Annotated in this window: 9 protein-coding genes and 1 pseudogene; 7 read left to right on the top strand and 3 right to left on the bottom strand. The window is 38.4% G+C overall.

The features are described 5' to 3' along the window. The 5 genes from F944_RS05130 to F944_RS05110 all read left to right on the top strand — a co-directional run bounded on the left by F944_RS05130 (position 1) and on the right by F944_RS05110 (position 9,076). On the top strand, positions 1–3,096 hold the full coding sequence (locus F944_RS05130) for a multidrug efflux RND transporter permease subunit (RefSeq protein WP_004987742.1): 3,096 nt from the start codon (positions 1–3) through the stop codon (positions 3,094–3,096). Further along, positions 3,093–6,197, top strand: coding sequence for an efflux RND transporter permease subunit (locus tag F944_RS05125; protein WP_004987741.1), 3,105 nt, complete (start codon positions 3,093–3,095; stop codon positions 6,195–6,197). Before F944_RS05130 ends, F944_RS05125 begins: the two co-directional genes overlap by 4 nt. Before the next feature lie 22 nt (positions 6,198–6,219). Continuing rightward, positions 6,220–7,626 carry an efflux transporter outer membrane subunit gene (locus F944_RS05120; RefSeq protein WP_004987740.1) on the top strand — a complete coding sequence of 469 codons (1,407 nt, stop codon included), beginning with the start codon at positions 6,220–6,222 and terminating at the stop codon, positions 7,624–7,626. A gap of 87 nt (positions 7,627–7,713) precedes the next feature. Further along, positions 7,714–8,229, top strand: a complete 516-nt coding sequence (locus tag F944_RS05115; RefSeq protein WP_004987739.1) for an RNA polymerase sigma factor — start codon at positions 7,714–7,716, stop codon at positions 8,227–8,229. Positions 8,230–8,257: 28 nt separating this feature from the next. Next, positions 8,258–9,076: a FecR family protein gene (locus F944_RS05110; protein WP_004987737.1), complete on the top strand. Its 819-nt coding sequence runs from the start codon at positions 8,258–8,260 to the stop codon at positions 9,074–9,076. A 56-nt stretch (positions 9,077–9,132) separates the two neighbouring features. Here F944_RS05110 and F944_RS05105 read toward each other — a convergent pair whose 3' ends face one another. Continuing rightward, positions 9,133–10,548: an aspartate ammonia-lyase gene (locus tag F944_RS05105; protein WP_010588629.1), complete on the bottom strand. Its 1,416-nt coding sequence runs from the start codon at positions 10,546–10,548 to the stop codon at positions 9,133–9,135. Positions 10,549–10,682: 134 nt separating this feature from the next. Here F944_RS05105 and F944_RS05100 point away from each other — a divergent pair, with 134 nt between their 5' ends. Together F944_RS05100 and F944_RS05095 are read left to right on the top strand one after the other, a co-directional pair. Continuing rightward, positions 10,683–11,573, top strand: a complete 891-nt coding sequence (locus F944_RS05100) for a LysR substrate-binding domain-containing protein (RefSeq protein WP_004987732.1) — start codon at positions 10,683–10,685, stop codon at positions 11,571–11,573. Positions 11,574–11,845: 272 nt separating this feature from the next. Next, positions 11,846–12,307: a MarR family winged helix-turn-helix transcriptional regulator gene (locus tag F944_RS05095; protein WP_004987730.1), complete on the top strand. Its 462-nt coding sequence runs from the start codon at positions 11,846–11,848 to the stop codon at positions 12,305–12,307. Positions 12,308–12,404: 97 nt separating this feature from the next. Here the strand turns inward: F944_RS05095 and F944_RS05090 are convergent, their stop codons facing one another. Further along, positions 12,405–13,103: a DUF1826 domain-containing protein gene (locus tag F944_RS05090; RefSeq protein WP_010588628.1), complete on the bottom strand. Its 699-nt coding sequence runs from the start codon at positions 13,101–13,103 to the stop codon at positions 12,405–12,407. 29 nt (positions 13,104–13,132) lie between these two features. Then, positions 13,133–13,209: pseudogene (locus tag F944_RS17490) on the bottom strand (IS1595 family transposase); the annotation flags it as partial.

Genomic DNA, 13,209 nt, shown 5'->3' with positions numbered 1-13,209 from the left:
ATGAATATTTCCCGTTTCTTTATTCTACGGCCCGTTGCCACCACTTTGTTAATGCTGGCACTGCTATTTAGTGGCTTGTTGATTTGGCGGTTTTTACCTGTTTCGGCATTACCGCAAGTGGATTATCCCATTATTCAGGTCTATACCTTTCAACCAGGTGCTAATCCGGATACGGTTCAAAGAACCATTACAGCACCACTCGAACGTGAAATGGGCAAAATTGCTGGACTCAAGCAGATGTCCTCAAACAGTTCCATTGGTGCATCTGTCATTACTTTACAATTTGAACTGAGTGCTAAGTTAGGGGTGGTTGAACAAGAAGTTCAGTCGGCATTGAGTACAGCAAGTAGTAAATTGCCCAATGATCTACCGACGCCACCTATTTACCGAAAAGTAAATCCTGCCGATGTGCCGGTGATTACTTTGGCGGTCAGTTCAGATACTTTGCCGCTCACCACTGTTTATGACATGGTGGATACTCGCATCGCACAAAAATTATCACAATTATCTGGTGTGGGAATGGTCAGTTTGGCGGGTGGGCAACGTCCCGCTATACGTGTTCAAATGAATCCAACAGCACTGGCAGCTTATAAAATGAGTGCTGAAGATGTTCGTTCAGCCATTAATTCCGCCAATGCCAATCAGCCTAAAGGCAGTTTTGATGGGCCATATCGAACCACGATGCTAGATGCCAATGATCAGATTCGTTCTATTGCAGATTATGAGAATTTGATTTTGCGCTGGAACAATGGTGCACCTATTCGTTTGAAAGATGTTGCACAGATTCAGGAAGGAAGTGAAGACCGCTATATGGCAGCTTGGGCAGATCAGCAGTCTGCAATCTTAGTCAATGTACAACGTCAGCCCAATGCCAATGTGATTCAGGTCGCAGACCAGATCAAAAATATTTTACCTGAATTGCAAAAAAATCTACCTGAAAGTGTAAAAATTCGAGTCTTGACGGATCGTACTGAAAGCATTCGGAGTTCGATCCGTGATGTACAAAAAGAACTGGTTTTTGCAGTGTGTCTGGTGGTGATGGTCACTTTCCTTTTCTTAAGACATTTGTCCGCGACCATAATTCCCAGTATTGCCGTGCCATTGTCGATTATTGGCACTTTTGTATTGATGTATTTTCTCGGGTTCTCGGTAAATAACCTGACGCTCATGGCACTGACCATCGCCACGGGTTTTGTGGTTGATGATGCGATTGTCATGCTGGAAAATATTACGCGGCATCGTGAAGCAGGAGAAAATTTATTACAGGCTGCACTCAAAGGTTCTAAGGAAATTGGATTTACCCTGATTTCACTGACTATTTCATTAATTGCCGTTTTGATTCCATTGCTGTTTATGGGCGATGTCGTCGGACGCTTATTTCATGAATTCGCGGTGACTTTAGCAGCAGCGATTGCACTTTCTTTAGTAGTGTCTTTAACACTGACGCCGATGATGTGTGCTTACTTACTTAAAGAAAATAAACATCATCAAAAAAATAGCCGATGGAGTCTGGATCAAGTCATTGACCGCTATGCAAAAGCATTACAGTGGGTATTTAAACATCAGCCACTCATGCTCGGTATTATGTTGAGTACCGTGATTTTAGCAGGTGTTTTGTATTGGATGATTCCGAAAGGATTTTTTCCTGTGCAGGATAGTGGTGTCATCCAAGTGGTGACTGAAGCACCAGATGATATTTCTTTTCAGGCGATGAGTGAACGTCAGCAAAACTTGGCCGCACAGATTTTAAAAGATCCCGCTGTTGCGAGTTTGTCCTCATTTATTGGCATTGATGCCAATAATCCAAAACTCAGTAATGGTCGTATTTTAATTAATTTAAAACCACATGCAGAGCGAAGTTCTGCGGAGCAGGTAATTGATCGATTACGAGATCAACTTGCTGATGTACAAGGGATTCATGCTTGGATGCAGCCCGTTCAGGAACTAAGTATTGAAGACAAAATTAGTCGTACCCAATATCAACTCAGTCTCAGCTCAGCAAAAACTCAGGATTTACAACAATGGACACCTGTTTTAGTTGATGCATTAAAGCAACAGCCTGAATTTTCAGATGTCACCAGTGAAAATGGTGGACAAGCATTGCAGGCATATATCGATGTCAATCGAGATGCCGCAGCGCGTTTAGGGCTTTCCATTGAAGATATCAGTCTGGCATTGCAAAATTTATTTGCACAACGCCAGATTGCGACGTTGTACACACAGTCCAATCAATATCGGATTGTATTGGAACTTGATCCTGCATTGACCCAAGGGCTTGATGCTTTAAACCAGACCTATATTCATAATGCATATGGTGAAGCAATCCAACTGAGTGCTGTTGCAAGTATTGAGCAAAAAAGAGTAGCGAGTGTTTTGCAACAACAAGCCCAATTTCCAGCCAATACCATTTCATTTAATCTGGCGCAAGGTGTATCACTTGGCGAAGCAATTCAAGCGATCAAGCGAGTAGAACAGGAACTAAAACCTCCTGCTGAAATCAATCTGAGTTTACAAGGCGCGGCAGCCGCTTTTGAAAATTCGCGACAACATACTTTCTGGTTAGTCATGGCTGCAATTGTCACGATGTACATTGTATTGGGTATTTTGTACGAAAGTTTTATTCATCCCATTACCATTCTTTCTACGCTACCGTCCGCAGCCATTGGTGCATTATTGGCATTATTTATGGTCAATCAGCCACTCGATATGATCGCGCTGATCGGAATTATTTTACTCATTGGACTCGTGAAAAAAAACGGCATCATGATGGTCGATTTTGCACTGGCAGCCCAACGCAATGAAGGTTTATCTCCTGAACAAGCGATTTATCAGGCTGCCTTAATGCGTTTTAGACCAATTTTAATGACGACATTAGCCGCACTTGTCGGCGCAATTCCTCTCATGCTAGCGTCTGGTTCTGGCGCTGAATTACGTCAGCCATTAGGTATTGTAATGGTTGGTGGTCTTATCCTAAGCCAAATTCTCACTTTATTTACCACGCCTGTGGTTTATCTGTTTTTCGATCGTTTACAACCAGTCAAGCATCAGGAGAACAAGATAAACCCATCTGTTGATGAATCAGGAGCAATCACTTGAATATCTTTGCTCTGTTTGTTCATCGACCTGTTGCTAGCGTTTTATTGGGCATTGCCATGATTTTGCTTGGTATATTGGCATATTTTCGGTTACCCGTCGCGGCTTTGCCTCAGGCAGATATTCCTACCATTGTAGTACGTGCAAATTTACCAGGTGCAAGTCCTGAAAGCATGTCGGCTACAGTGGCAACGCCACTGGAGCGCGCCATGATGGGGGTGTCTGGCGTCAAAGCGATTAATTCATCTAGTAGCCAAAACTCGACCCAAGTCACGTTGCATTTTGATCTAGATACAGATATCAATGAAGCAGCGCGTGAAGTACAGGCTGCTATCAATGCCGCAATATCTCAATTGCCTTCTGGTATGCCTAGCCCTCCCGAATATTTTAAGGTCAACCCCAGTCAAAGCCCAATTTTTTATCTTGCGCTGAGTTCCAAATATTTATCTGCAGGTCAATTATATGAGTTGGCAACCAATCAGTTACAACCCAATCTTGCCCAAATCAGTGGTGTTGGTGAAGTTGAAATTGATGGTGCGTCAATGCCTGCAGTGCGTATTGTGTTAAATCCAAATGCTCTGATTTCACAAGGAGTTTCTTTGGAGCAAGTTCGACAGGCAGTTGAAAAAAGTAATGTAGTACAGTCATTAGGTGTCATTGAAAATCAGCAACATCGTTGGCAAGTTGCACTTTCAACCGATCTGAAAGCTGCGGCAGATTTTGACAATTTAATTATCCATCAAACACCGCAGGGTATTGTCAGACTAAAAGATATTGCAAAAGTAGAAGATTCGGTTGAGAACCATTATGTCAGTGGTTTCCATAATGGTGAACCTGCGGTCATTATTAAAATCAGCAGACAACCCAATGCCAATACCATCGCATCGATTGAAAAAATCAAGGCAAAACTCCCTGAATTAAATTCTCTGATTCCTGCCGATGCACAGTTGACAACAGTCATGGATGGTTCTGAAATTATTCATGCAGGTTTAAAAGAAGCGCGTGATACCTTGCTTTTTTCTATGCTATTGGTTGTGATTGTGGTTGCGCTGATGTTAGGAAGACTACAAAGTGCAATTGTGCCGACCATCGCCATGTTGGTTACTTTGATTGGCGCGACAAGTCTGGTTTATTTGGCAGGTTTTTCGCTGAACAATTTATCTATTATGGCAGTCATTGTTGCGATTGGATTAGTTGTAGATGATGCTATTGTCGTCCTTGAAAATATTGAACGTCACATTGAACAGGGGGAAACACCATTTAATGCAGCTATTCAAGGCGTTCGGGAGGTTGGATTTACGCTGATTGCCATGAATCTGGCACTGATTGTGATTTTTATCTCCGTATTATTTATGGGTGGGGTCATTGAGCGGCTATTTAGGGAGTTTTCGCTTACACTGGTTTTCATTGTTATTCTCTCAGTTTTTGTTTCTTTAATTTTAACTCCAAGTCTATCGGCCCGTTGTTTAAAGCCTTTAAATTCGCAGAATCATCAAGTTTTATATACATATAGCCAACGCATGATGCAGTACTTAACACAGCATTATTTGCATTCATTAAAGTGGATCATGCGTCATGCTTATCTCGCGATACTACTTTGGTTAGGTGCAATTGCGGGTTCAATCTATTTATATCAAAGTTTGCCTAAAAAGATTTTACCTGAGCAGGATACAGGCCGAATCGAAACATTCATTCGAGGGGATGATGGTTTTTCTTTTCAGATTATGCAGCCTAAAATTTTGACATTTAGCCAAAGTTTGCTCAAAGATCCTGCCATCAAAGATGTGATTGGAACTTCTGGCGGCGCTGGTGGAACCACCAATTCCTTTTTTATGGTTAGTTTAAAACCTAAAGCTGAACGCGATGGTCAGACAACGCATGAAATTGCTGAAAGAATTCGTCTAAATGCTCCGTGGTTAGCAGGGGCAATATTTTCGGCAAGAGTTCAACAGGATCTTGATCTGGAAGATCTTTTTGCTGCAAGTGGAGGGCAGGACTATTTGCTGTTATTGCAATCGGATGATGTTGCCTTACTTAGAAAATGGGCGCCGAAAGTTGCAGAGGCCATGCAAAAATTACCTGAGCTTGAAGAGGTGGAAACTTTAGGCGATGAAGGCGCGCAACATGTCACGCTCGATATTCATCGAGAAGCCGCACGGCGCTTGGGCGTTGATATTGAAAGTATTTCCAGTGTACTGAACAACTCATTTTCACAACGACAAATTTCGACCATTTATGATCAAACCAATCAATTTCATGTGGTGATGGAAATTGATAAGCGTTTTACTGAAAATCCAGAATCATTGGCAAATATCAAAGTTCCGAATCAAAACGGTGAATATGTACCACTGACTAACTTTGCAACATGGTCATATGGAATTACAAATGATCGCGTACATCGACGCAACCAATATGCCGCAATGGGTATTGGCTATGTACTTAAACAAGGTTACACCGCTGAACAAGCCGAGACCGCGATTCGTGGTGTATTGCCACAGGTCATGCTGCCTAATCAGATTTTTGTTGCAACAGATAAAGATGTAGAAGCCGAAAGTTTACAAGCAGGCTTAAGCACACCGATGTTACTTTTAGCAGTGATTGTGCTGATTTATATCGTGTTAGGCGTAACTTATGAAAGTATGCTCCATCCATTGACGATACTGTCAACGGTTCCTGCTGTGGCTTTGGGCGGTTTACTCACACTTTGGCTATTTAATTTTGAATTTAGCCTGATTGCCTTACTGGGCATGTTTTTATTAATTGGAATTGTTGTAAAAAATGCAATTTTACTGATTGATTTCACCTTACAGCAACGTCGGCTGGGCAAGACAGCATTTGAATCGATTCTATCTGCGGCAGCATTGCGATTTCGTCCCATTTTAATGACCAATACCGCAGCTTTATTAGGTGCTATTCCATTGGCATTCAGTACAACTGAAGGTTCTGAACTACGACAACCTTTGGGCATTGTGATCGTGGGTGGTTTGGCATTGGGTCAATTATTAACCCTTTATACCACACCTGTAATGTATCTCTTGTTAGAGAAACTGGCTCAAATGTGTAAACAATTCAATATTACCAATGCCTTTGGCTATAGAAGATAGAAATAGATAGGAAAATAGAAAAGTGATCAGTTCGATTTTATCTAAACATCTACCTAGTTTTAGCTGTGTCTTACTACTTGTAGGGTGTAGTTCAAATATAGTGACGCATCCACCTGCTTATCAACAACCTGTTATTCAGGCAGATATGCAGTATAAATATGCTTCATTAAATTGGGTACAAACTCAAACTTTGACGCCACAGACATCTCAGTGGTGGCAACTTTATCAAGATGCAAAGCTCAATACTTTGATTCAACAACTTAATACAGAAAATTTAACTTTAAAACAGGCCGAAGCGCGATATCGCAATGCGATCGCTTTACTTGATGAACAACGTTCCGCACGTTTACCCAGCTTAGGCGTCGAAGGCTCGGCAAATCGGAATGGCAGTAAAAATAATAAGGCGACTAGCCAATTTAGTGCAGGAATACAAGCCAGTTGGGTGCCTGACTTATGGGGCAGAGTGGCCAAAGCTGTAGAGGGACAGCAAGCCAATCTGGAGGCTTCACAGGCAGACTTAGCCGCGGTCAAGCTTAATCAGCAACTTTTAGCAGCGCAAAGCTACTGGAATATTCGATTATTAGATTTACAGCTTGATGTACTTAGACAAACTCGGCAAAGTTATGCACGTTCGGTGCAAATTTTAAAAAATCAATATCAGGCGGGTATGATCGCTCGTGCAGATGTTATTCAGGCAGAAACACAGCTCAAACAAGTCGAAATTCAACAAATTGAACGACAACGTGAAAGAAATTTACAAGAAAATATCCTCGCTGTATTACTCGGTCAAACGGTTGTTCAGTTTCATCTTGGCAAACAAACAGCTCAGTTTAATGTCCCTACAATTCCTGTCCAGATTCCAAGTCATTTATTAATTCAGCGACCAGATGTAATTCGCACTGAACGAGAACTGGCTGCAACGCATGCACAACTTGGTTTAGCGCAAACCGCATGGCTTCCAGACCTAAGTATTGGTTTAAATGGAAGCTTAAATAACAATATATTTTCACAACTTTTTCAATCGCCAAACTATCTCTGGTCAATCGGTTTAAATACCGCAGCGACAGTATTTGATGGCGGAAAACGCAAAGCGGGGATCGATCAAGCACAAGCCAATTATGATGAAAAACTGGCTGCATATAAGCAAACAGTGTTGACGGGTTGGAAAGAAGTGGAAGATGGATTAATGCAATCAGCAAGTCTAAAACAACAAGTTTCTGAGCAAGCTCAATTGTTAAATCTAGCCCATGAAAATGAACGTGTTGTCACTCAGCGTTATAATTCTGGACTGGTCAGTTATTTAGAAGTAGTTACAGCACAAAACTTACGTTTGCAAGCAGAACAAGATCGACTGGAATTACAACAACGTCAGATGATCAATTCAATGCAACTGATTGCAGCATTAGGCACAGGATGGGGCAGAGACTAATGTTGTAAAATTAATTTTAAATAAAATTGATAGTAATTCTCATTACTGATACATTAGCCACATTTCTGACGGTGTGACGTTACTATCATGACGGCAAATCAACAAATCATCACGCATTACATAGCAGAGCTATATAAAGTTCACTATAGCTGGTTATATGGTTGGTTGTATAAAAAATTAGGCTCGGCTGAAAATGCCGAAGATGTTTTACAAGATACATTTACCAAATTGATTCGTAGTCAGGGATTGCTCGACATTCAACAGCCCAAAGCTTATTTAACCACGACGGCGAAACGGATTTTAATTGATCGGGCAAGACATCAAAAAATAGAGCAAGCTTATCTTGAATATTTGACTCAGCAAAACCTCAGTTATGATATTAGTCCAGAACAAACTGTACTTGCGATAGATATACTCAATCAACTTGCGAAGGTTTTGGATGGTTTACCTGAACGGCAGCAACTTGCATTTCTGATGCATTACATTGATGATTTGAGTCTGGTCGAGATTGCCAAACAATTAAACGTGACCAGTAAAACCATTCATCATGATTTGGTTAAAACCTTAAGTCATTGTTATGCTGTGTTAAAATCAGATTTATAAATATATTCTTATAATAAGACGAATGTTCATGTCAAAACCTGACCAACAAATTGTAAACGAAGCAGCAGAATGGTTAATTACATTAAGTTCTGGTGACTATTCTCAGGATGATTTGAGTCAACTTGAACATTGGAAACAGCAAAGTCCTGAGCATTTAAAAACTTTTGAAGAATTACAACAATTTTTAAATCAAGTAGATGTACTTAAAGCTCAAAATCTACGATCACAACATCCAGTGGTACAGAATAATATTTTAAGAAAAACGTCGACCAAGAAAAAAACAGCACCTCTATTATGGGGCGGCAGTTTAATCATTGCGGTGATTACGGCTTGGATTGTTTCACAATTACCTTATCAACGTTGGAACGCAGATCATTCAACGGAAGCGCAACAATGGCAACAGAATATTTTATCTGATCAAAGCTCCATTCAGATGGCGGGTCAAACAGCGTACAATCTACAATACAATTTGGATCAGAGAAAAATACATCTATTTAAAGGAAATATATTGGTTCATGTCGCCAAAGATCGTAGTAGACCTTTTGTGGTTGATTTAGGAGATATCCAAGTACAGGCATTAGGGACTCAATTTATTGTCAACTACGATCATGATCAGGTTCGTGTCAGTATGATTGAATCGAAAACTAAAATTTATTCTGTGCATCATCGTTTTGAACCCATTGTGCTTGAAACAGGTCAAAGCTTTAATTTCAATGGAAAACGGGTACAGATTGAAAGCGTTAATCCAGATCTATTACAAAAATCATGGCAAAGTAAAAAACTGGTTGTCAACTCTGGTGCAGGAGAACCAATTACGTTTGTTTTAAGTGCAAAAGTAGATTGGTAAATCATATTTATATTCAAAAATAAAGGCGCTTTAAAGCGCCTTTATTGATTAAATGCTTAAGCTGCGTCTTTAGGTTTGACCATATTATCAATCGCTAAAATCTCAGCAATCACTTCATCCGATAAAAGCTGTTCTTCACGAATTAAACTAAGAACGCTTAAACCTGATTCATTTGCAGTTTTGGCAATACGAGTCGTTGTTTCATAACCTAAATATGGATTGAGTGCAGTCACGATTCCAATCGAATTTTCTACTTGAGCTTTACAATGCTCGGCATTGGCAGTCACGGTATCAATACATTTGGTTCTAAACATTACCAAAGCACGAGATAACAACTCAATGGATTCAAATAATTTAAATGCAATCAATGGTTCCATTGCGTTCAATTGAAGCTGACCTGCTTCGGCTGCCAAAGTAACCGCTAGATCATTTGCAATAATCTGGAAACAAACCAGATTTAATGCTTCAGGAATAACAGGATTGACTTTGCCTGGCATAATTGAACTACCTGGCTGACGCGCTTCAAGATTAATTTCATTAATTCCTGTACGCGGACCGCTGGACAATAAGCGCAGATCATTGGCAATTTTTGAAAGTTTCGTTGCTGTACGTTTTAGCAAACCCGATAAAAGGACAAAATCGCCCATATCTGAAGTGGCTTCAATCAAATCTGGTGCAGACTGAATATTTTTTTGGCTAATTTCAGACAAAGCCTGAATCGCAAGTTGCGTATAACGATACTCAGTATTAATCCCTGTACCAATTGCTGTGCCACCCAAATTCATATAATTCAACGTGTTTGGTGCAATGCTATTGATTTGGGCTAAATCTTTTTCAAGTGTCGCAGCAAAAGCATGAAATTCCTGACCGAGTGTCATCGGTACCGCATCTTGAAGTTGGGTACGTCCCATTTTCAAAATATGAGAAAACTCCTGACCTTTGGCGCGCAAACTTGCAATGATGTCTTCAAATGGTTTATTTAGATCATCTAAACTAAATAACAAGCCTAAGCGAATTGCAGTAGGGTATACATCATTAGTGGATTGTGACATATTCACATCATTATTTGGATGTAAATATTGATATTCGCCTTTTTTATGATTTAAATATTCAAGTCCAATATTGGCAATCACCTCATTTGCATTCATATTGGTTGAAGTTCCAGCCCCTCCCTGAATCATATCAATTGGGAATTGTTCATGGAATGATCCATTTACAAGTTTTTCACAAGCATATTTAATGGCTTCAAGTTTTGTATTATCTAATTTATCAAGTTGATTATTTGCTTGAGCACAAGCCAATTTAACCATTGCCAAAGACTTAATTATATTTGGAAATTGTTCTATTTTATTTGAACTTAAGTTAAAGTTTTCTATCGCTCTTAAAGTTTGAATTCCAAAATAACATTGATTGGGTACTTCACGAAAACCTAAAAGATCTTTCTCTGTACGTGTTAAAATTTCGGCGTTCATTTTTTTGTCTATCTGAAGAAGATAATTCATCATAAAATTGGTAAGAAATAATTTCTAATGCATAGATTAAATTTGCTATGCAAAATTTGCATACTGTGATTATAATTTGATGATCTTACGCTTAGACCATACACATGAGCCTTGAAATTCGCTGGATTGAAGATCTTTTAACCCTTGAACAAGAACGATCAATTTCTAAAGCCGCAGAACGAAGATTTGTTAGCCAATCTGCATTTACCAGACGAATTCAACAGCTTGAGCAAGCATTAGGCTTTCCAATTTTAGATAGAGACAGTCGGCATCTTGAGTTTACCGATGCAGGACAGATTTTACTTGCGACCGCTAAAAGTATAGAAAATCAATTACAGGCAACGTTGGCTTTATTAAATAATTTAAATAGATCAAAAGAAATTACGGTTCGTTTTGCTGTCGTTCATTCACTAAGTTCAACGTTTTTTTCAAAGTTTATTCAGCTATTTCCAGAGCATTTACAAGAGTTTAAAATTGAGTTAATTGCTGCGAATGTGGGAGAGGGTTTTAAGCTTTTAAAAGAAGGAGCGTGTGATTTTTTTATTGGTTACATTGATCATAATAAAATCAATCAAATAAATACTGATATTATTGATTATTTAAAATTAGGGCAAACTGAAATTATTCCAGTTTGTATTACTCATAATAATGGCGAAGCTAAGTTTGATATTAATAAACATTTTCCATTACTTTCATATAGTAAAAATGCATACTTAAGAAATCTAGTGGATCAAGTCATATTAAACCAATTAAATTATCGGATTTTATATGAAACAGATCATGCAAATAATTTAAAAGATTTTGTAATGCAAGGAGCAGGCGTAGCGTGGTTACCTAGAATTACGATTGAAGATGAACTGGCAACGAATAAAGTCAAAATTTTAGCCGATACAAAATTTAGCATTCAGCAAGAAATTTTTATTTTAAGGAATAAGTTAAACAAAGATTCCTCTCTACAGCAGATCTGGAGTTTTTTAAAAAAAGTTCAGGTTTGAATTAGATATGGACTTTGCTGCTTGAATAAACTGCTAAATTTCATAATTTTTTAAATGGACAACTTATGAAAACTATGTATATAAGATCATAGACTTAGTTTTAATGAATGGTTAATTTTATAAAATTATGCCAAAAAACATAGTAATTATGATGAAAATTATTACACTAGTATATTGATTTTAAAAAAATAAATACTCTAAAATGGTCATAGTTTTTAGCTGTTGTCTGAATTTTTCTTTTATCCCATAGTTTATGGATGAATCATTTTTTTATGTCAAATAAGTATTCCAAATTTTTTCCAAATCATGACGAATTTAATCTAGATAATTTTCCTTACTACTGGATTACACAAGTCTATGGTTTGTATGTTGCCAAAATGGACAACTCTTTAAAAAAATACGGTTTAGATAATTCTAGACGTCGTATTTTATTGGCGGCTTATCTTTATCCAGATGCAAGCGTTTCTGATTTATCGGAAATGACGTTAATAAAAATATCAACGACTACCAAAATTTTAATTCGTTTGCGTGAAGAGAATTTGATTGAAACCATGTTGTGTCCCGATGACAACCGAGTGACTCGAGTTAAATTGACACAACAAGGTGAAGAGATGGTCAAAAAGATTAATGAAATGACGGTTGTGTTGTTTGAAGATAGTTTTAAAGGACTAAAGCCTTCTGATATTGACCGTTTAAATGATTCATTGAAGATCATTAAACAAAATTTGGAATAGTAGCGCTTCTAAACTTACACCTTCGATCGACTCATGGCTTCTAGAGAGTCCTATAGAATGCCATTGAGTTATATTGAATTGAAATGACAAATTTGTTTTAGCAAATCAACAACAATCTATACTCATTTTTTCTTTCAGTGGGCGCACGATGAACACAAGGTAAAACTTGCTGTTTGGGATGATCTACTGCCAATCGCCAAAGATGTCCTGAGCCTAAGTTCAAAGGGTTTGCATCAGGTTTAGGCTGATAATGTAGATCGAAAAAATGGTCTTCTAGGAACATGTCGAATTCATCTTCTGGGCCATGATACAGCTCTTTAAGTTTTTCTCTAATTGCTGGAATCTTAATTTTTTGCTCAACTTGATCGTTGGGTAAAATGTCACTGGCTGGACCAAAATAAGTACATAAAAATGTATCAGTCTCGATCGGTGAACGATCGATATGATATGAATAAACATCTGTGGAAATAAAATCGAGATCTTCATCTCTTTGATAATTTTTAAGCAAATTCAGTACAGGTGATGCACCAAAATCAGTTAATAATTGCATATCTTTTAAAATAATGTCTCTTGCTAAATGTCCATTTTCCGAGAGTTTCAGCTCTAGAAGGTCTTCTATCGAGATTTCTGTAATATTCTCTTTTAACTCAAGTTTATCAACAATCTCTTTGAAATCACCAATTAGATTTCGATGCCAGCAAATCGCATTCATGTTTTTTTGAAAATTTGAGTGTATCAATTCAGAAAAAGTTGAAACTACGCTAATTTGACGACTATCGGAAAATGTACTGGCCATATAAGAATAAGGGGCTGTAGTAGATAAGCTTAAATATCTGTCCAAATGAGTAGAGTTTTTAGCTGCTCTTTTGGACTGCCATAGTTGAATCGAAATCTTGCGAAGC

This window comes from Acinetobacter ursingii DSM 16037 = CIP 107286 (assembly GCF_000368825.1).
GTDB classification, from domain to species: Bacteria; Pseudomonadota; Gammaproteobacteria; order Pseudomonadales; family Moraxellaceae; genus Acinetobacter; species Acinetobacter ursingii.
This window is presented reverse-complemented; position numbering and strand designations above follow the sequence as displayed.

What these genes read in the sequence shown, in the direction of transcription:
- F944_RS05130 (WP_004987742.1), top strand. Translation starts at nt 1, where the DNA reads ATGAATATTTCCCGTTTCTTTATTCTACGGCCCGTTGCCACCACTTTG.
- F944_RS05115 (WP_004987739.1), top strand. Translation starts at nt 7,714, where the DNA reads ATGACGGCAAATCAACAAATCATCACGCATTACATAGCAGAGCTATAT.
- F944_RS05110 (WP_004987737.1), top strand. Translation starts at nt 8,258, where the DNA reads ATGTCAAAACCTGACCAACAAATTGTAAACGAAGCAGCAGAATGGTTA.
- F944_RS05105 (WP_010588629.1), bottom strand. Translation starts at nt 10,548, where the DNA reads ATGAACGCCGAAATTTTAACACGTACAGAGAAAGATCTTTTAGGTTTT.
- F944_RS05100 (WP_004987732.1), top strand. Translation starts at nt 10,683, where the DNA reads ATGAGCCTTGAAATTCGCTGGATTGAAGATCTTTTAACCCTTGAACAA.
- F944_RS05095 (WP_004987730.1), top strand. Translation starts at nt 11,846, where the DNA reads ATGTCAAATAAGTATTCCAAATTTTTTCCAAATCATGACGAATTTAAT.
- F944_RS05090 (WP_010588628.1), bottom strand. Translation starts at nt 13,103, where the DNA reads ATGGCCAGTACATTTTCCGATAGTCGTCAAATTAGCGTAGTTTCAACT.